The sequence below is a fragment of the Mesorhizobium sp. RSR565B genome, from assembly GCF_054719465.1.
In genome coordinates this window covers 2,430,716-2,448,315 of the sequence record NZ_JBTTIE010000001.1, presented here as the reverse complement: position 1 = coordinate 2,448,315, position 17,600 = coordinate 2,430,716, and the positions used below count along the sequence as shown (strand labels likewise).

Sequence of the window (17,600 nt, the reverse complement as noted above, 5' to 3'; positions counted from 1 at the left end):
TCCCGAAGAGCTGACGGCTTTTTGGACAAGATCATGCGTCAGAAGGAAGTCATGAACTCACCCATCCTCGAACGCGACCCGTCCGATCCGCGAAAGAAGAAAGAAAGCGTCAATCCGCTGCTCAAGCTGGTGCTGGAACTCGGGCCGCTGATGGTGTTCTTCTTCGCCAATGCACGCGGCGCCTGGCTGGTGCAGAAATTTCCTGTCCTGGCCGAATTCGGCGGGCCGATCTTCGTCGCCACCGGCCTTTTCATGGCGGCGACGGCGATCGCGCTGATCGCCTCCTGGCTGCTGCTGCGCACCTTGCCGATCATGCCGATGGTCTCGGGCGTCGTCGTCTTCATCTTCGGCGCGCTGACGCTCTATCTGCAGGACGACGTGTTCATCAAGATGAAGCCGACCATCGTCAACACCCTGTTCGGCGGCGTGCTGCTCGGCGGTCTGTATTTCGGCCGATCGCTGCTCGGCTATGTCTTCGATTCGGCCTTTCGCCTCGATGCCGAAGGCTGGCGCAAGCTGACTTTCCGCTGGGGCCTGTTCTTCCTGTTCCTGGCTCTTGCCAATGAAGTGGTGTGGCGGAATTTTTCCACCGACTTCTGGGTTACCTTCAAGGTCTGGGGCATCATGCCGATCACCCTGTTGTTCACCTTCAGCCAGATGCCGCTGATCCTGCACCATTCGATCGAGGATAAGACCGAGAAGGTGGAAGAAGCCGGCAAGTAGAGCAATTCCAGGAAAAGTGTGAAGCGGTTTTCCGTCCGGAATTGCGCCCGAATAAACGGAGACGGCCATGGAATTCGTTACCACGCGCGATGAACTGAGGACGATCTACAAGACGCCGCGGCCGACCGACACCTCGATGCGCAAGGAACTCAGGGCGCTCGACGGCCACTACCGCTCTTTCATCGGCAAGAGCCCTTTCGTGCTGATCGGTTCTTCCGACGGCGCAGGCAATGCCGACGTGACGCCGAAAGGCGACAGGCCCGGCTTCGCCCTTGTCCTTGACGACAAGACCATCGCCATTCCCGACCGGCCCGGCAACAACCGGCTGGATACGCTGGAAAACATCCTGCTCAACCCTTCGGTCGGGCTGCTTTTTCTTATCCCCGGCATGAACGAGACGCTGCGCATCAATGGCGACGCCCGCATAACCGTCGATGCCGGTTTGCGCGAGCGCCTCACCGTCGACGGCAAGCAACCGCAAAGCGTCGTCGTGGTGAGCGTCAAGGCCGCTTACATGCACTGCGCCAAGGCCTTCATGTGCTCCGAATTGTGGAAGCCGGACAGCTGGCACGACCGCGCGACGTTGCCGACGCTCGGTCAGATCCTGTCCGATCAGATGGCGCATGCCGAAACTGCCGACGATTTCGACCGCTCGCTGGACGAAGCCTACAGCAAGACCCTGTGGTAGATTTCGGGTACGATTCGCCATTGCGGTCCTTTGCCGGTTTTCGCTAGCCCTGTTTGCCCTTGATCGAACTCCTCGCCATCTCCGGCAGCCTGCGCGCCGCCTCGACCAATTCGGCGCTGCTGGCGGCGCTGTCCGCGAACGCGCCTTCGAATTGCCGCGTAACTGTGTATGACGGGCTCGGCCTGCTGCCGATCTTCAACCCGGATGACGAAGGCGAGCGCACACCGGCCGAGGCCATGCGGCTGATCGAGGTCGTCACCAGCGTCGACGGCATCATCGTCTCCTGCCCCGAATATGCCCATGGCGTGCCCGGCGGCATGAAAAACGCGCTCGACTGGCTGGTCTCGCGCGACGCCGCCGTCGGCAAGCCCGCCATGCTGGCCCACGCCTCCGCGCGCTCGCTCTATGCCCGCGCCGCGCTGGCCGAGATCATGCGCACCATGTCGTTCGCGCTTTGTGAGAATGCGGTTCTGGAGATTGCCCTGCTCGGCAAGAAACCGCCGGAGATAGAAGCGATCCTGGGAGAGGACGAGAACCTGCGGGCCATGCGCGAAGCGGTGCAGGTTTTCGCGAGTTTTATACGCGCAAACGTTGCCTCGTCATCCTAGGGCGGAGCAAGGAGCGAAGCGACGCGGCGCAGACCCTAGGATGACGAACGAAAGGGGGCGGCGCACCCCAACGTGCCGCTGTGCTACCCCTTCCGCAACGTCTCGACATCGGTCACACCGACATACCAGTCGCGCGCGTTGACCTCTTCGAACACCACCCAGACGTCGTCATTGCTAAGCCCGGTGGCGTCCATGATGGCCGCCGTGACCTTTTTGGCAATGTCGGCCTTCTTGCCAGCGGGATCAGCGGCGATCACTTCCTTGACGATGCGGATGTTGACGAATGGCATGATGTCCTCCCCTTGAATTGTGTCTGATAGCGCCGCGCCGCGGCTCCGAAATCCGCTCCGGCGAATCGCTTGTCGGTCGTTCCGGCGGCCGCCGCGCAACAGGCGCCGCGGACATGCGCAGAAACGCCATCAAGGGCCGCCAGAGAAGCGTTTCCAGCAGCCTCAATACGTCTTCGCTCCGTTCACCATCAGCCGCACCATGTAGAGCGACGTGGTGCCGGCGATGTAGAGGCAGTTCAGCTTGTTGCCGCCGAACACGCAATTGGCGGTCACTTCCGGCACCTTGACCTTGCCGATCAGCGTGCCGTCGGGATCGTAGCAATGGATGCCGTCGGCGGCACTGGTCCAGATGCGGCCGGCCTCGTCGAGCCGGAAGCCGTCGAATAGGCCGGCCGTGCAGTCAGCGAACACCTTCCCGCCCGAGACCTTCTTGCCGTGCTTGCCGACGTTGAAGACCCGCATATGCGCGGGGTTCTGCGCGCCATGGGTGCGGCCGGTGTCGACGACATAGAGCTGGCTTTCATCCAGTGAAAAGGCAAGCCCGTTCGGCCGGACCATGTCGGTGATGACGGCCTCGACCTCGCCCGTATCCGCATCGACCCGGTAGACATTGCAAGCGCCGATCTCGCTTTCGGCCTTGTCGCCCTCATAGTCGGTGTCGATGCCATAGCTCGGATCGGTGAACCAGATCGAGCCGTCGGATTTCACGACCGCGTCATTGGGCGAATTCAGCCGCTTGCCTTTCCATTCGGCCGCGATGGTGGTGATCGAGCCGTCATGCTCGGTACGGCTCACGCGGCGGCCGGAATGCTCGCACGTCACCAGTCGGCCCTGGCGGTCGACGGTGTTGCCGTTGGAATTGCCGGAGGGCTGACGGAACACGCTGACATTGCCGTCGGTCTCGTCATAGCGCAGCATGCGGTTGTTGGGGATGTCGGACCAGACGACATAGCGGCCGGCGGCGAACCAGGCCGGTCCTTCCGCCCACTGACATCCGGTAAACAGCTTTTCCACCTGGGCGTTGCCGTTGAACAGCCGCGCGAAACGTGGATCGAGAATTTCGTAATAGTCTGCGGTCGCCATGCATTTCCTCCGGGCATCACGTGACGCGCGGATCAAGCCAGCCTGCGGGCGCGATGGCAAGGTGGCGCAGGCGCAATTTGTAAGACAAAAGGTGCCCGGCCGGCATGGCCCGCCAGCCTGTCCGGCCGTTTATGGTGCTGTAGCGCTGTATTAACCCGCTATGCGCCCTGTGCAATGGTGCATTGCAACATCTTCTTTTTGCATCGCACCATTCCTATGTCATGGTGCGAACGACCAAGGGAGGAACAAATTCACCGCTGATATGCGGCACGAAAGGACCCTTGCTATGGCTTTTGACAACCTCTTCTCCCGCGCGCGCTCCTCCATGGCCAAGCGCCGCCACTACAACCGCCTCGTCGCGGAAATCGAAAACCTGACGAGCCGCGATCTGGCCGACCTGCGCGCCGACCGCTCGGAAATGCTCTACCAGGTTCACAAGCAGATCTACGGCTGAGCATTTCAGACGTCAGCGGGGCACCGCCCCTCACCCGGATTGCCAAACCGAATTGCATGAGCAATTCGGGCATCCGACCTCTCCCCTCGGGGAGAGGAGCTAGCCTGTGCCGATGCTTCCCTCTTCTCCCCCACGGGGAGGAGGGGGCCGCGTAGCGGCCCGATGAGGGGGCATGGCGCCAACGTCAGCCCGGTGCCGCGAGCGCCTTTTCAATCTGCGGCAACAGAACATCCCTCGCCGACTCCCCTGTCAGCGGCCCGACATGCTTGTAGGCAATCTTGCCGTCCTTGCCGATGACGAAGGTTTCCGGCACGCCGTAGACGCCCCAGTCGATGGCCGTGCGGCCGGCCTCGTCGACACCTATCGCCTGGAACGGATTGCCGAGATCACCAAGGAACCGGCGCGCGTTTTGCGCTTGGTCCTTGTAGTTTAGCGCGGCCATGACGAAGCGCTTGTCCTGCGACAGCTGCAAGAGCACCGGATGTTCTTCCCGGCACGGCGCGCACCACGATGCAAAGACGTTGACCAGCGTTACCTTGCCGGCGAAGGCTTTTGAATCCAGCCCGGGCAGGTTTGACCCTTCCATCGCCGGCAGGTTGGTCTGCGGTGCAGGCAGGCCGATCAGCGCCGACGGCACTGCCGCCTCGTCGCGTCCCGACAAAAGCTGCGACAGGAACAATCCGGCGAGGCCGAGAAAAACCAGCAGCGGCAACAGCACGATCAGGCGGCGGCGCGGCGACGCCGGCGTTTCGCTTTCCGTGCTCATGGCTTGCTGGCCCCAGTGCTGGCCCCAGTACCGGCTTTGTCCGAGCGACGCCGCACGCCGGCCGCTTCGAGGTCTGCCAGTTCGCGCTTGCGGGTCCGCTGGTCGAGCAGGATCCAGCCGATCAGCCCGGCCAGCACGATCACCGTAATGCCATAGGCGGCCGCGACATAGAGTGCGTGTGCACTCATGCGCTTCGCTCCCCTTCCACCGTCACTTCGTCGTGCTCGATCATGGCCTTCCCATGGCTTTGCGGCTTTCTTAGCTTTGCGGCTGGAGCTTCGCAATTGATCGTCGCGCCGCAGCGGTCATATCAATCCGTTCCATGCCGCAGCGCCAGTGCTGCCGCCACCGGACCCAGCACGGCAAGAAACAGCGTCAGCGCGGCAAGGATGAGGAAGGGCTGCAGGAATGGATCAGGATCGGCCACCGCGCCGTAGCTCGCCGACACCCCGAAGATCAGCACCGGGATGGTCAGCGGCAGCACCAGCACCGAGATCAGCAGCCCGCCACGCGGCAGCGCCACCGCCACCGCCGCCCCGACCGCGCCGATGAAAGTGATCGCCGGCGTGCCGACCAGCAGCGTGAGCGCGGTGGCGCCGATGCTGAGCGGCTCCATGTTCATGAACAGGCCGAGCAGAGGAGCGGCGACCACCAGCGGCAGAACGCTGCCCATCCAGTGCGCCAGGCACTTCACCAGCACCGTCAGCGCCAGCATGTGGCGGTCATTGCCGAGCACCAGAAGATCGAGAGAACCGTCTTCGCGATCGGCCTGAAACAGCCGGTCGAGGCCGAGCAGGCAGGCGAGCAGAGCGCCGATCCAAAGGATCGCCGGACCGATGCGGGCGAGCAGCTTCAGGTCCGGTCCGACACCGAAGGGGATGGTGGCGATGACGGCGAGGAAGAAGATGACGCCGGTGAGCGCCCCGCCCCCGGCACGGATTGAGAGACGGACGTCGCGCAGGAAGAGGGCTAGCATTGGCGAGCCGCGCCTGCGGTTTGATCGCCATCTTGCCGAAGGTGGCGTTCCTTCACCCCCCCCTCTGTCCTCCCGGACATCTCCCCCGCAAGGGGGGAGATTGGCAGTTCCGTTGCTGACGCCTCTTTTTCAATGCCGGTGATTGGCGAAAGCCGGCATGACATCTGATCTCCCCCCCTGCGGGGGAGATGCCCGGTAGGGCAGAGGGGGGTGGGCGGGAATGCCGACATCACCCTATTGCTCCCATCCTCAATTCCTTCGCCCCATCCAATCCCAGTGGCAAATGCGTCGCCGCGACAATAATCCCGCCCTCCGCGCAATGCCTCGTCATCAGCCCCGCAAACCGCGCCTCCGAGGCCTTGTCCAGCCCAGCCGTCGGCTCATCCAGCAGCCACAGCGGCTTATGACTGACCAGCAATTTCGCAATCGCCGCCCGCCGCCTTTGCCCGGTCGACAAATATCCGAAAGGCAGATGGCCGATGCCGCCGAGACCAACCGTCTCCAGCGCCTCCCCCACACCCGACTGCCCGTCGCCGTTGAAATCGCGCCAGAAGCGCAGATTCTCCGCCACGCTGAGCGCCGTCTTCATTGCATTGAGGTGGCCGAGATAGTGGACCGCCGAAGCGATCGTCGGAAACCTCTCGCCGCCCTCGATGCGCACATCGCCTTGCGCCTTCGGCAGCAGCCCGGCGATGACCCTGAGCAGCGTCGATTTGCCCGAGCCGTTCGGCCCGGTGACGACCAGCACCTGGCCCTTGTCGAGCGCAAAACCGATGCCGGAAAAGACCGTCTCGCCGCCGCGTTCGCCGCCCAGATTTTCGGCAATCAGCCGCATGCCTGCCCGTCCCGAAAACTTTACCGCGCGATAGCTGCCGCATCGCACAAATTTGCTCCGCAACTGTCTAGAACTATTCCAGAAAATTCTCTATATGCGGGACATCCGTGCCAGCGGTCGGCACGGGAACAGAATTTGCGCCGAACCAGCGCACGCGCCGCCTTGAACGGCTCGGGTTGGCTGGGAACGGACAGCGGAAATGGCCGTACCCGCACCTTTGCGCGTGATTGCATGCCCATCGGCGTCCGTTCCCTTTCAGGCTGAACAGACAAGGACGGACCGCACGTGTCAAAATCCCTCGACAGTTTCAATTGCCGCCGCACCCTCACCGTGGGTGGCGCGGACTATGTCTATTACAATCTGGTCGAGGCCGAGAGGAACGGCCTCACCGGCATTGCCCAGCTGCCTTATTCGATGAAGGTGCTGCTGGAAAACCTTTTGCGCAATGAAGACGGCCGCTCCGTCACCAAGGACTCTATCCAGGCTGTTGCCGGCTGGCTGACCGACAAGGGCACCGCCGGCGTCGAGATCGCCTATCGCCCCGCGCGTGTCCTGATGCAGGATTTCACCGGCGTCCCGGCGGTGGTCGACTTGGCCGCCATGCGCGACGGCCTCAAGGCGCTCGGCGGCGATCCGCAGAAGATCAATCCGCTGGTGCCGGTCGACCTCGTCATCGACCACTCCGTCATCGTCGACGAATTCGGCACGCCACTGGCCTTTGCCAGGAATGTCGAGCTCGAATATGAGCGCAACGAAGAGCGCTATAAATTCCTGAAATGGGGCCAGCAGGCGTTCCGCAATTTTCGCGTCGTGCCGCCCGGCACCGGCATCTGCCATCAGGTCAACCTCGAATATCTCGGTCAGGTCGTCTGGACCAACACGGAAGACGGCGAAACGACCGCCTATCCCGACACCTGCGTCGGCACCGATTCGCACACCACTATGATCAACGGCCTTGGCGTGCTCGGCTGGGGCGTCGGCGGTATCGAGGCCGAGGCGGCGATGCTCGGCCAGCCGGTTTCCATGCTGTTGCCCGAAGTCATCGGCTTCCGCCTTACCGGCAAGCTCAGGGAGGGCATCACCGCCACCGACCTCGTACTGACCGTCACCCAGATGCTGCGCAAGAAGGGCGTCGTCGGCAAGTTCGTCGAGTTCTTCGGCCCGGGCCTGTCCAACATGACGCTGGCCGACCGCGCCACCATCGGCAACATGGCGCCCGAATATGGCGCCACCTGCGGCTTCTTCCCGGTCGACGGCGAGACCATCCGCTACCTCACAATGTCGGGCCGCGAGGAAAGCCGCATCGCCCTGGTCGAGGCCTATTCCAAGGCGCAAGGCATGTGGCGTGACGCCGGCTCGGCCGACCCTGTCTTCACTGACCTGCTCGAACTCGAGCTCGACAGCGTCGTGCCGTCGATGGCAGGTCCCAAGCGCCCCGAAGGCCGCGTTCCGCTCGAAGGCATTCCGGCCGGCTTCGCCAAGGCGATGGAGACCGAGTACAAGAAGGCTGCCGAAATCCACAAGCGCTATGCCGTCGAAGGCACCGACCATGATCTCGGTCATGGCGATGTCGTCATTGCCGCCATCACGTCCTGCACCAACACCTCCAACCCGAGCGTGCTGATCGGCGCCGGCCTCTTGGCGCGCAACGCCAACCGGCTCGGCCTCAAGCAGAAGCCGTGGGTGAAGACCTCGCTGGCGCCGGGCAGCCAGGTGGTCGCCGAATATCTGGAAAAGTCCGGCCTGCAGAAGGAGCTCGACCAGATCGGCTTCAACCTGGTTGGTTTCGGCTGCACCACCTGCATCGGCAATTCGGGCCCGTTGCCAGCGCCGATCTCCAAGACCATCAACGATAAGGGCCTGATCGCCGCCGCGGTGCTCTCCGGCAACCGCAATTTCGAAGGCCGCGTTTCGCCTGACGTGCAGGCGAACTATCTGGCGTCGCCGCCGCTGGTGGTAGCCCATGCTTTGGCCGGCACCGTCACCAAGGACCTGACCACCGAGCCAATCGGCGAAGGCCGTGACGGCAAGCCGGTCTATCTCAGGGATATCTGGCCGAGTTCGGCCGAGATCCAGGAGTTCATCGAGAAGAACGTCACACGTGAGCTGTTCGCCCGCAAATATGCCGACGTCTTCAAGGGCGACGAATACTGGCAGAACGTCAAGGCGCCGGAAGGCCAGACCTATGCCTGGGACGACAACTCGACCTATGTGCAGAACCCGCCCTATTTCGCCGGCATGACCTCCGGTTTCGGCAAGATCGGCGACATCAAGGGCGCGCGCGTGCTCGGCCTGTTCGGCGACAAGATCACCACCGATCACATCTCACCGGCGGGTTCGATCAAGGCCGCTTCCCCGGCCGGCAAATACCTCACCGACCATGGCGTCGGCGTTGCCGACTTCAACCAGTACGGCACAAGGCGCGGCAACCATGAGGTGATGATGCGCGGCACCTTCGCCAACATCCGCATCCGCAACCACATGCTGGGCGAGAACGGCCGCGAGGGCGGCTACACCATCCACTACCCGTCGAAGGAAGAGGAATCGATCTACGACGCGGCGATGAGATACAAAAAGGAAGGCGTGCCGCTGGTCATCTTCGCCGGCGTCGAATACGGCAACGGCTCCTCGCGCGACTGGGCAGCTAAAGGAACGAATCTCCTCGGTGTCCGTGCCGTCATCGCCCAGTCCTTCGAGCGCATCCATCGCTCCAACCTAGTCGGCATGGGCGTCATCCCCTTCGTCTTCGAGGAAGGCACCTCATGGGCCTCGCTCAACCTCAAGGGTGACGAGCTGGTCGAGATCGACGGCATAAGCACCATCAAGCCACGCCAGACGATGATCGCCAAGGTGACTTATGGCGACGGCACCGTGAAGAACGTGCCGATCATCTGCCGCATCGATACGCTGGACGAACTCGATTACTTCAAGAATGGCGGCATTTTGCAATACGTGCTGCGCGATCTGGCCGCGTAGCGGCCAGGGCTTAGGCAGTAGGGATTGGGCGGTAGCGGGGAACGACATCCCCCTACTCCCTACTCCCTACTCCCTACTCCCTACTCCCTACTCCCTACTCCCTACTCCCTACTCCCTACTCCCTACTCCCTACTCCCAGCCTTTCCAAAGCATTGCCCGACCCGATCGAAGCTCCGCCCTGTACGACAGGAGTAAAAACCGGCTGGGCTCAGCAAGATCTGCCCCACGCTCATGATGCCATGCTCCCGATCGAACCGGGCGGTGAAGTGCTCCGCCTGTAGGGGCCATACCCATGGTTGCGGCAGCAAAAATTTCACCGCAACGTGACTTCCCGTTGACTGTCGCTTCTGCCACAAATCTGGGCAACCAGAACAAGGCCGGCGTCACCGGCGGGAATCGGAACGATCATGGCACCTCGACACCCTCTGCGGCTTGCGGCTTTTGCGCTGGCCTTCTCGGCGCTTGCCGGTACCGGGTTCGCCGAGGAATCGGGAACGACCCAGACCGACAAACCGCAGATTGACAGGCCCTTGGGCGTGGTCGAGCTGTTCACCAGCCAGGGCTGCAATTCCTGCCCGCCGGCGGACGCGTTCTTTGCCGAACTGGCGGCCAAGGACAACGTCGTCGCGCTCGCCTACCACGTCAATTACTGGGACTATCTCGGCTGGCAGGACACGCTGAGCAGCAAGGACAATACCGACCGGCAATATGACTATATGCGCGCCTTCGGCACCCGCTCCGTCTACACGCCGCAAGCCGTCATCAATGGTCGCAGCCATGTCAACGGCGCCAGCCGCAAGGAGGTCGACGGCGCGCTTGCCCGCATGGAGAAATCCGGTGAAGGCATGCGGGTCAGCGTCAAGGTCAGCCGCACCAGCGATCGCGTCATGATCGATGCCGGCGACGCCGGTAGCGGCCCCAGCGACGCCCATGTCGTCATCGTCTATTTCGAACCACCGCAGACGGTGACCATCGCCAAGGGCGAGAACACCGGCCGCAGCATGACCTACTGGAACGCCGTCACCGGCATCCAGACCGCCGGCATGTGGCACGGCAAGGCGCAGCGCTACGAATTGCCGATGACGGAGATCGCCAAGAAAGGCGGCTGCGCCGTGCTGCTGCAGTCGGTCGGCAAGGACGGCCTGCCGGGCCCTATTCTGGGCGCTGCGTTTATTCACAAGCCTTAAGAGGCCCCCTCATCCGGCCGCTCTCGGCCACCTTCTCCCCGAGGGGAGAAGGGGCTGAATCAGCGCTGGCGCGAACTCCTCTCCGCTCGGGGGAGGTCGGATTGGCCCGAATTGCTGTTGCAATTCGGCTGGCAATCCGGGTGAGGGGATGCGCCCGCAAACTGGGCACCGCAGCCTCCGGCAAATTCTTCAAGCAGCCAAAAACAAAAAAACCGACGTCAGCTTGCTTCTGACGTCGGTCATTTAGGTTTTGGGATCGTCGCACCCGGTCTCTCCCTGAGGAAAGTCCGAGGTTGGTTCGATCCGACGCAGACCCGTGGGCGGGGGGCTTGGGGTTTACGAGCCGGTGCCGGACCGAACCGTCTCAGGCAACGCCGGTAAATTCGTCGGACATTGGGGCATGAGCGCGGATAAAAAAAGGCGGAAATGTGGCGAGGCATCACCAATTCAAACACCGCGTTTTATAAAAGTGACTGGACGTTGCGAAAACAGCGCAGTCCCGGGATGGTTAGCCGGGCCTTGCAATTCCACGGCGAACACGCCAACTTCTGCAAGCGAGATTCATTTTCAAAGGGATCGCGGGATGACCGATCGCAGCGGTGGGACGGAGGATGGGGACGCATCCGCAATATTGATCCCGCTGCACGAGGCGCGACGCGAACGCCTCGACCAGCCGGTCCGTTTCGACCGGCGTGAACTCGACGAGATCCTGAGGCTGTACGGACGCATGGTCGCCGCCAACGAATGGCGCGACTATGCCATCGATCATCTGTCTGATCGGGCTGTGTTTTCAGTCTTCCGCCGGGCCAGCGAAGTGCCGCTGTTCCAGATCGTCAAGGATCCGAAACTGGCGCGCCGGCAAGGCGCCTTCGCCGTCATCGCCGCCGGCGGCCGAATCCTCAAGCGCGGCCAGGAACTCGGTCGCGTGCTCAACGTCTTCGATGCTAAGCTGAAGATTGTCCAGGCCTAATTGAGAATTGGGGAATTGAAGAACTGAAGAATTGAAAAAAGAGGATGTAACGGTCGAAATACCGCCGGGTTTGTTCTCAGCTATTCAAATCCTCAATTCTTCAGTTCTTCAACTCCTCAATTCCCCCTCCTCAGGCTCTCACGAAACTTCCGCTCCGGCAGCGAATGCGGATCGGGCGGAACCGTTACGCCGCCATTCAGCGACAGCTGCATGAACACCGTGTCAAGCCAGCGCCCATGCTTGTAGCCGGAGCCTTCCAGGCGACCGGAATGGCGAAAGCCGAGCTTTTCATGCAGCCGCACCGAGGCGCTGTCTGCATGGCCGTCGCCGATCACCGCGACGATCTGGCGAAAGTCCGCCATACGGCAGGCTTCAATCAGCGCCTGCATCAGCAGCAGCCCGACGCCCTGGCCCTTCGCATCAGGCGCGACATAGACGGAATCCTCTACGATGAAGCGGTAGGCCGGGCGCGGCCGGAACGCGCCGGCATAGGCGTAGCCGAGCAGCGCGCCACCTCGTTCCGCCACCAGATAGGGAAAGCCCCCCACCGTCAGGCTGTCGAAGCGCGTACCCATCTCAGTGCGGCTGGGCGGCTCCAGCTCATAGCTCGCGGTGCCATGCGTCACGGCGTCAGCGTAGATCTCGGTGATTCGGCCGAGGTCGCCTTCCAAGGCCGCGCGGATGGAAATAGTGCTCATAATTTCTGCCTCCATGACAGCAAAGGCCGGCACAAAAGAAAAGGGCGGCCGTTGGGCCGCCCTCTTGATATCAGCTGGTCCAGTTGCCTGATGGGAAGACCGCCTAGCGGCGATCGCCCATGAACTGCAGCAGGAACATGAACAGGTTGATGAAGTCGAGATATAGCCTCAACGCGCCCATGATCGCCTTGCGGCCGGCAACGTCGGCCTGATCGCCTTCGTAGTACATTTCCTTGATGGTCTGCGTGTCGTAGGCGGTGAGGCCGGCGAAGATCAGCACGCCGATCGCCGAGATGGCGAAGCCGAGCGCCGACGACTGCAGGAAGATGTTGATCAGCATGGCGATCACCAGGCCGACCACGCCCATGACCAGGAACGAGCCGAAGGCCGAAAGGTCGCGCTTGGTCGTGTAGCCGTAGAGCGACAGCGCGCCGAAGGCGGCCGCCGTGGCAAAGAAGGTCTGGGTGATCGAGGCGCCGGTGTAGACCAGGAAGATGGTCGACAGCGACAGGCCGACCAGGCCCGAATAGACCCAGAAGGTGGTTTGCGCCGCGGCCACGCTCATCGACTGGATCCTGAACGACAGGAAGAAGACGGCGGCGAGCGGAGCCAGGATGACCACCCAGCGGAAGGCGCTGGCATAGATCAGCGTGCCGAAAGCGGTCAGCTGTCCGTCGCCGGTGACGGCGAGCTGGAAAGCGCCCCAGGCGGCGACGCCGGTGATGAGGAGGCCAAGCCCCATCAAATTGTAGACCTTGAGCATGTAAGTGCGCAGGCCTTGGTCGATGTCGGCGCGCGCGCCCGGCACGGCCGAAGTCTGGTAGTTGCGAATGGGCTCAGCCATTGGAATCCTCTGTTGCTTCTGCCCCGTACGGTGTCAGGCCCTTTCGGACCTGGGCGCCGCTGGCGGGGCTCCAGCATGCCTGTGGCGAAATATGATGGTTCTTGACGTCAAGAACAAGACCGTAACAGGCTGCAACGCTTGGTGAATCGCAGGAAGCCGGTTTTCTTGGGCTTCCATGACTGCACATTACCAAGATTTAATCGGAAACCGCAGATTCGGCCAACCTTGCCGCTTGGGGCCTAGAGGTCGCGCAGCACCGGCGCCGCCTTGTGCCCGAGCACCCGCCAGGTGCCGGCAAGGCCGATGCCGACCGTGATCACCAGCGCAAACACCAAGGTCGCCACTGCCACCTCCGGCATGAAATGCGACGGCAACGTCATGATGCGGGCAACGATGTACCAGGCGGCGATGCCGCCGGCAGCCAACGCAAACACCGCGGTGGCCAGGCCGATCAGCATGTATTCCAGCGAAAACGCCGCGATCAGCGTGCGCCTCGTGGCGCCCAGCGTCTTCAGCACCACGGCATCGTGGATGCGGGCGCGATTTCCCGCGGCGAGCGCGCCGGCCAGCACCAGCACCGAAGCGATCAGCGCCACGCCGGCCGCGGCCCGGATCGCCGTGCCGAGCTGGCCGACCAGCCGGTTGACGACGTCGAGCGCGTCCTTGACCCGAACTGTCGTCACCGCCGGGAAGGCGCGGGTGACGGCGTTGAGCAGGCGGGCATCCTCTGCTGCCGTGGCATCCTTTTCGGTCAGCGTCGCCAGCCAGCCATGCGGGGCGCCGGCAAAGGTGCTGGGCGAGAACACCATGACGAAATTGATGCCCATCGTCTCCCATTGCACCTCTCGGAAATTGGCGATCCTGGCCGTCACATTGCGTCCGAGCACATTGACGGTGACGGTATCGCCAAGCTTCAGGCCGAGCGCCTTGCCTTCATCGTTGGAGAACGAGACCAGCGGTTCGCCGCTGTAGTTCTCCGGCCACCAGCTGCCCTCGGTCAATGTCGCATTGGCCGGCTGTTTGGCGTCGTAGGTCAGGCCGCGATCGCCGCGCAGCACCCAGGCGCCTTCCGATGGCACATTGGCCTTGTCGACACTAACGCCGTTCAGCGCCATCACCCGGCCGCGCAGCATCGGCACCTTGACCAGCGTTCCCTTCGGCGCCTCTTTGCCGATCAGTGTCGAGAAGGCATCGACCTCGCTATTCTGGATGTCGACGAAGAAGAAATTCGGCGCCCGTTCCGGCAGACTGCCGGAGATCTGCTGCCTGAGATTGCCGTCGATCAGCGCCAGCGTCACCAAAAGCGTCAGCCCGAGGCCCAGCGACAGCACGACGGACGGCGTCAGCGCGCCGGGCCGGTGGATGTTGCCGATGGCGAGCCTGAGCGCGACCGAGCGCACACGCGGGCTTTTGCGCGCCACCCACTGCACCAGCGCACCGACCAGGCGCAACACCAGAAAGGCAAAGATCGTCGCGCCGACGAAGATCGTGGCGATGCGCCGGTCGCCGGAAAACAGGATGGCGAGCGCCGCCAAAGCGAGCGCGATACCGACTGCCGCCGTGAGATAGGGCAGGCGCGGAAAACCGCGGCCCTCGAACCCCATTTCGCGAAACAAAGCGGTCGCCGGCACATCGCGGGCGCGGCCGAGCGGCAACAGCGCGAAAGCCAGCGTCACCAGCAGCCCGAACAGCGCCGCCATAGCCAGCGCGTCCGGATAGAGACCGCCTTGCGCCGGCACCGGAATGACCGACTGAAGCGCCGCACTCGCCGCAAACGGCATGGCGGCGCCGAGGATGAGGCCAAGCGCGATGCCGAGGCCGGCGATCATCAGGATTTGCACGAGATAGACGGTGAAGACGAAGCCGCCCGAGGCGCCAAGGCTCTTGAAGGTGGCGATGACGCCGCGCTTGCCGTCGAGATAGGCGCGCACCGCATTGGCAACGCCGACGCCGCCGACCACCAGCGCCGTCAGCCCGACCAGCGTCAGGAATTGCGAGAAGCGCTCGATGTTGGCCGACAGCGCCGGCGCCGCATTGGAACGCGTGCGGATCGACCAGCCGGATTCAGGGAAATCGCTCGCCGCCCGATCCTGGATGGCTTTGAGATCGGCCTCGCCGGCACCGGCCGGCAGCCGAACCTTGTAGGCATTCTCGACCAGGCTGCCCGGCTGGATCAGGCCGGACGCGCCAAGCCCTTGCGTCGAGACCATCAGCCGCGGCGCGAAGCCGAAACCGTCCGACACCGCATCCGGTTCGCTCACCAGCCTGGCCCGCAATTCGAATGTCGCGCTGCCGACCTTCAGCCGGTCACCGATCTCCACATTCAGCCGGTCGAACAACAGGTCGGGCGCGGCGGCGCCAAAGACGCCTGATTTCTCGCCGAACAAATCCTTTCTGCCAAGCTGCGGCGCGGTCTCGAGCGCGCCATAGAGCGGATAGGCGTCGTCGACGGCCTTGGCCTCAACCAACGCCTGGTCGGAGCCGTCATCCAGCCGCGCCATCGAGCGCATATTGGCGCTGTGCGACACAGTGCCGAGGCGGTCGAGGAAGGTGCTTTCGGCTGGCGTCGCATCGCGCTGGTTGAGCTGGAAGCGCAAGTCGCCGCCAAGCAGCGTCTGGCCCTGGTCTGCAACGCCTGCGGTGATCGCCTGCGCCACCGAATTGACCCCGCCGATTGCAGCGACGCCGAGCGCAATGCAGGCAAGGAAGATCAGGAAACCCGACAACCCGCCGCGCATCTCGCGCAGCGAGAAGCGGAACGCGAGCTTCAGCGTCTGCGACAGTGGCATCAGGCCGGCACCTTGACCTGCGCTACCGGCGCATCCTCGATGCGGCCCGAGCGCATCGACACCTGGCGCGAGCAGCGCGCCGCAAGGGCCGGATCGTGCGTGACCAGCACCAAGGTCATGCCGCGCTCGGCCGCCTTGGCGAACAAAAGGTCGGCAACCTGCCGCCCCGTCGCCTGGTCGAGATTGCCGGTCGGCTCGTCGGCGATGAGAATGCGCGGCGACGGCGCCAGCGCGCGGGCGATCGCCACGCGCTGCTGTTCGCCGCCGGACAGCTCGCCCGGATAGTGGGTGACGCGGTCGCTCAAGCCGACGGCCGCCAACTCCCGCGCGGCGACGCCGAACGGATCGGCATGGCCGGCCAGTTCCAGCGGCACCGCGACATTTTCGAGCGCCGTCATGTTGGGAATGAGATGGAACGACTGGAAGACGATGCCGATGTTTCGGCCCCGAAACGATGCGATCTCGTCCTCGCTTTTGCCGTTCAGCAATTCGCCGGCGATCCGCACCGTCCCCGAATCGACCTGCTCCAGCCCGGCAAGCACCATCAGCAAGGTCGACTTGCCGGACCCCGAAGGGCCGACGATGCCGGTCGCCTCGCCGCGCGTCACGTCAAGGCTGACGCCTTTCAGCACATGCACGGACGAAGCCCCTTGGCCAAGGGTCAGGGATATGTCTTTCAGCGCGATGACGGCTTCTGTCACAATTAAAGCGTCCTATATCAGGATGAAGGCTCTGCTTGCCGGAAGCCGTCGCCGGAAGAATTCCTCGGGTATATGGGGCCTGCCACATGTCTTTCAAACGCAAGATATCTTTCAAACGCTTGAATGCCGCAGGGCTCGTCCTTTTCGTCACCCTTTGCGGCGCCATTTCGTCCGTGCGCGCCGAGACGTTCACCATCGTCGGCTTCGGCGACAGCCTGATGGCCGGTTTCGGCCTCGGGCCTGGCGATGGCTTTACCGACAAATTGCAAGCTGCGCTGCGGGCCAAAGGCCATGACGTCACCGTAGCCAACGCCGGCGTTTCAGGCGACACCTCGAGCGGCGGCTTGGCGCGGCTTGACTGGTCGGTGCCGAATGGGACAAGGCTGGTTATCCTCGAACTCGGCGCCAACGACATGCTGCGCGGCGTCTCGCCCAGCATTACGGAAAAGAACCTGGACGACATGCTGGCGAAGCTGAAAGCGCGCAAGATCGCGGTGCTTTTGGCCGGCATGCGCGCCGCTCCCAATCTCGGCGCCGACTACCAGAACGCCTTCGATGCGATCTATCCAAAGCTGGCCGCGAAATACGATGTGCCGCTCTATCCGTTTTTTCTCGATGGCGTCGCCGCACAGTCCGGCCTGCAGTTGGAGGACGGCCTGCATCCCAATCCGAAGGGCGTCGCAGTGATGGTCGAGCGCATCCTGCCCGCCGTGGAGAAGGCTGTTGCGGCAGTTCAGGGTGGCGGTTGAACGCCGGCCTGACGAGAATAACGCGGCGTTCGCCTCGCGCGAACTTTGAAACAAAAGACCGGGCTGCCGATGACCCGAGTCATTCATGCTGCGCTCGAAGAGCATATGCAGCATCTGGGTAATGCAAGCGCCGAAGCGGCACGGCAATAGTGCTTATTCATCGCTTGGAGGCGCCTGTTCGTAAAAATGCCTGCAACCAACAAACCACTTGCCCCGTTTGACTATCGATGATTCGCTAGGGGCACAGTTCGATTCGAGGAAGG

Annotated in this window: 18 protein-coding genes; 8 read left to right on the top strand and 10 right to left on the bottom strand. The window is 63.1% G+C overall.

From position 1 onward, the window contains the following. The first annotated feature begins 51 nt into the window (after positions 1 to 51). From ACYG9R_RS11905 to ACYG9R_RS11895, 3 genes are all read left to right on the top strand, one after another. Positions 52 to 723 carry a septation protein A gene (locus ACYG9R_RS11905; protein ID WP_023726033.1) on the top strand — a complete coding sequence of 224 codons (672 nt, stop codon included), beginning with the start codon at positions 52 to 54 and terminating at the stop codon, positions 721 to 723. Between the two features lie 67 nt (positions 724 to 790). After that, complete coding sequence (locus ACYG9R_RS11900) at positions 791 to 1,411, top strand: pyridoxamine 5'-phosphate oxidase family protein (protein WP_023736758.1); 621 nt, start codon at positions 791 to 793, stop codon at positions 1,409 to 1,411. Between the two features lie 59 nt (positions 1,412 to 1,470). After that, entirely contained in the window at positions 1,471 to 2,019 is a 549-nt protein-coding gene (locus ACYG9R_RS11895; RefSeq protein ID WP_023715758.1) for an NADPH-dependent FMN reductase, read from the top strand. An 83-nt stretch (positions 2,020 to 2,102) separates the two neighbouring features. On the opposite strand, the gene ACYG9R_RS11890 is transcribed toward ACYG9R_RS11895, so the two are convergent. Both ACYG9R_RS11890 and ACYG9R_RS11885 read right to left on the bottom strand, forming a co-directional pair. Further along, positions 2,103 to 2,309 carry a tautomerase family protein gene (locus ACYG9R_RS11890; RefSeq protein WP_023683852.1) on the bottom strand — a complete coding sequence of 69 codons (207 nt, stop codon included), beginning with the start codon at positions 2,307 to 2,309 and terminating at the stop codon, positions 2,103 to 2,105. A gap of 162 nt (positions 2,310 to 2,471) precedes the next feature. Beyond that, positions 2,472 to 3,392: an SMP-30/gluconolactonase/LRE family protein gene (locus ACYG9R_RS11885; RefSeq protein WP_023824362.1), complete on the bottom strand. Its 921-nt coding sequence runs from the start codon at positions 3,390 to 3,392 to the stop codon at positions 2,472 to 2,474. 286 nt (positions 3,393 to 3,678) lie between these two features. On the opposite strand from ACYG9R_RS11885, the gene ACYG9R_RS11880 reads away from it, so the two are divergent. Then, complete coding sequence (locus tag ACYG9R_RS11880; protein WP_023818334.1) at positions 3,679 to 3,846, top strand: hypothetical protein; 168 nt, start codon at positions 3,679 to 3,681, stop codon at positions 3,844 to 3,846. 184 nt (positions 3,847 to 4,030) lie between these two features. Here ACYG9R_RS11880 and ACYG9R_RS11875 read toward each other — a convergent pair whose 3' ends face one another. The 4 genes from ACYG9R_RS11875 to ccmA form a co-directional block, all read right to left on the bottom strand. Beyond that, positions 4,031 to 4,612 carry a DsbE family thiol:disulfide interchange protein gene (locus ACYG9R_RS11875; protein WP_023824363.1) on the bottom strand — a complete coding sequence of 194 codons (582 nt, stop codon included), beginning with the start codon at positions 4,610 to 4,612 and terminating at the stop codon, positions 4,031 to 4,033. Continuing rightward, positions 4,609 to 4,800 (bottom strand): heme exporter protein CcmD, encoded by a 192-nt coding sequence (gene ccmD, locus ACYG9R_RS11870; protein ID WP_023671735.1) that lies wholly within the window; start codon positions 4,798 to 4,800, stop codon positions 4,609 to 4,611. The genes ACYG9R_RS11875 and ccmD overlap by 4 nt, the downstream gene beginning before the upstream one ends. 122 nt (positions 4,801 to 4,922) lie before the next feature. Next, a complete protein-coding gene (gene ccmB / locus ACYG9R_RS11865; protein ID WP_023824364.1) occupies positions 4,923 to 5,588 on the bottom strand; it encodes a heme exporter protein CcmB in 666 nt (221 codons plus the stop codon). A gap of 229 nt (positions 5,589 to 5,817) precedes the next feature. Further along, on the bottom strand, positions 5,818 to 6,423 hold the full coding sequence (gene ccmA / locus ACYG9R_RS11860; RefSeq protein WP_023824365.1) for a heme ABC exporter ATP-binding protein CcmA: 606 nt from the start codon (positions 6,421 to 6,423) through the stop codon (positions 5,818 to 5,820). Positions 6,424 to 6,708: 285 nt separating this feature from the next. Between ccmA and acnA the strand changes: the two genes are divergently transcribed. The 3 genes from acnA (at position 6,709) to ACYG9R_RS11845 (ending at position 11,556) form a co-directional block, all read left to right on the top strand. Beyond that, the gene (acnA, locus tag ACYG9R_RS11855; RefSeq protein WP_023824366.1) at positions 6,709 to 9,399 is read left to right on the top strand and encodes an aconitate hydratase AcnA; all 2,691 of its coding nucleotides are present in this window, start codon (positions 6,709 to 6,711) and stop codon (positions 9,397 to 9,399) included. Between the two features lie 407 nt (positions 9,400 to 9,806). Next, positions 9,807 to 10,586 carry a DUF1223 domain-containing protein gene (locus ACYG9R_RS11850; RefSeq protein ID WP_023683845.1) on the top strand — a complete coding sequence of 260 codons (780 nt, stop codon included), beginning with the start codon at positions 9,807 to 9,809 and terminating at the stop codon, positions 10,584 to 10,586. A 583-nt stretch (positions 10,587 to 11,169) separates the two neighbouring features. Further along, on the top strand, positions 11,170 to 11,556 hold the full coding sequence (locus tag ACYG9R_RS11845; protein WP_023683844.1) for a DUF2794 domain-containing protein: 387 nt from the start codon (positions 11,170 to 11,172) through the stop codon (positions 11,554 to 11,556). Between the two features lie 116 nt (positions 11,557 to 11,672). On the opposite strand, the gene ACYG9R_RS11840 is transcribed toward ACYG9R_RS11845, so the two are convergent. The 4 genes from ACYG9R_RS11840 to ACYG9R_RS11825 form a co-directional block, all read right to left on the bottom strand. Continuing rightward, positions 11,673 to 12,254 carry a GNAT family N-acetyltransferase gene (locus ACYG9R_RS11840; protein ID WP_023824367.1) on the bottom strand — a complete coding sequence of 194 codons (582 nt, stop codon included), beginning with the start codon at positions 12,252 to 12,254 and terminating at the stop codon, positions 11,673 to 11,675. Positions 12,255 to 12,357: 103 nt separating this feature from the next. Continuing rightward, positions 12,358 to 13,098, bottom strand: a complete 741-nt coding sequence (locus ACYG9R_RS11835) for a Bax inhibitor-1/YccA family protein (RefSeq protein WP_023671726.1) — start codon at positions 13,096 to 13,098, stop codon at positions 12,358 to 12,360. 239 nt (positions 13,099 to 13,337) lie between these two features. After that, the gene (locus ACYG9R_RS11830; RefSeq protein ID WP_023824368.1) at positions 13,338 to 15,887 is read right to left on the bottom strand and encodes an ABC transporter permease; all 2,550 of its coding nucleotides are present in this window, start codon (positions 15,885 to 15,887) and stop codon (positions 13,338 to 13,340) included. After that, a complete protein-coding gene (locus tag ACYG9R_RS11825; RefSeq protein ID WP_023687673.1) occupies positions 15,887 to 16,588 on the bottom strand; it encodes an ABC transporter ATP-binding protein in 702 nt (233 codons plus the stop codon). The genes ACYG9R_RS11830 and ACYG9R_RS11825 overlap by 1 nt, the downstream gene beginning before the upstream one ends. Before the next feature lie 86 nt (positions 16,589 to 16,674). Here ACYG9R_RS11825 and ACYG9R_RS11820 point away from each other — a divergent pair, with 86 nt between their 5' ends. After that, positions 16,675 to 17,337, top strand: coding sequence for an arylesterase (locus ACYG9R_RS11820; protein WP_460221823.1), 663 nt, complete (start codon positions 16,675 to 16,677; stop codon positions 17,335 to 17,337). The last annotated feature ends 263 nt before the right edge of the window (positions 17,338 to 17,600 follow it).

Coding starts and splice junctions, on each gene's coding strand:
- ACYG9R_RS11905 (WP_023726033.1), top strand. CDS start 52: ATGAACTCACCCATCCTCGAACGCGACCCGTCCGATCCGCGAAAGAAG.
- ACYG9R_RS11900 (WP_023736758.1), top strand. CDS start 791: ATGGAATTCGTTACCACGCGCGATGAACTGAGGACGATCTACAAGACG.
- ACYG9R_RS11890 (WP_023683852.1), bottom strand. CDS start 2,309: ATGCCATTCGTCAACATCCGCATCGTCAAGGAAGTGATCGCCGCTGAT.
- ACYG9R_RS11885 (WP_023824362.1), bottom strand. CDS start 3,392: ATGGCGACCGCAGACTATTACGAAATTCTCGATCCACGTTTCGCGCGG.
- ACYG9R_RS11880 (WP_023818334.1), top strand. CDS start 3,679: ATGGCTTTTGACAACCTCTTCTCCCGCGCGCGCTCCTCCATGGCCAAG.
- ACYG9R_RS11875 (WP_023824363.1), bottom strand. CDS start 4,612: ATGAGCACGGAAAGCGAAACGCCGGCGTCGCCGCGCCGCCGCCTGATC.
- ccmD (WP_023671735.1), bottom strand. CDS start 4,800: ATGAGTGCACACGCACTCTATGTCGCGGCCGCCTATGGCATTACGGTG.
- ccmB (WP_023824364.1), bottom strand. CDS start 5,588: ATGCTAGCCCTCTTCCTGCGCGACGTCCGTCTCTCAATCCGTGCCGGG.
- ccmA (WP_023824365.1), bottom strand. CDS start 6,423: ATGCGGCTGATTGCCGAAAATCTGGGCGGCGAACGCGGCGGCGAGACG.
- ACYG9R_RS11850 (WP_023683845.1), top strand. CDS start 9,807: ATGGCACCTCGACACCCTCTGCGGCTTGCGGCTTTTGCGCTGGCCTTC.
- ACYG9R_RS11845 (WP_023683844.1), top strand. CDS start 11,170: ATGACCGATCGCAGCGGTGGGACGGAGGATGGGGACGCATCCGCAATA.
- ACYG9R_RS11840 (WP_023824367.1), bottom strand. CDS start 12,254: ATGAGCACTATTTCCATCCGCGCGGCCTTGGAAGGCGACCTCGGCCGA.
- ACYG9R_RS11835 (WP_023671726.1), bottom strand. CDS start 13,098: ATGGCTGAGCCCATTCGCAACTACCAGACTTCGGCCGTGCCGGGCGCG.
- ACYG9R_RS11830 (WP_023824368.1), bottom strand. CDS start 15,887: ATGCCACTGTCGCAGACGCTGAAGCTCGCGTTCCGCTTCTCGCTGCGC.
- ACYG9R_RS11820 (WP_460221823.1), top strand. CDS start 16,675: ATGTCTTTCAAACGCAAGATATCTTTCAAACGCTTGAATGCCGCAGGG.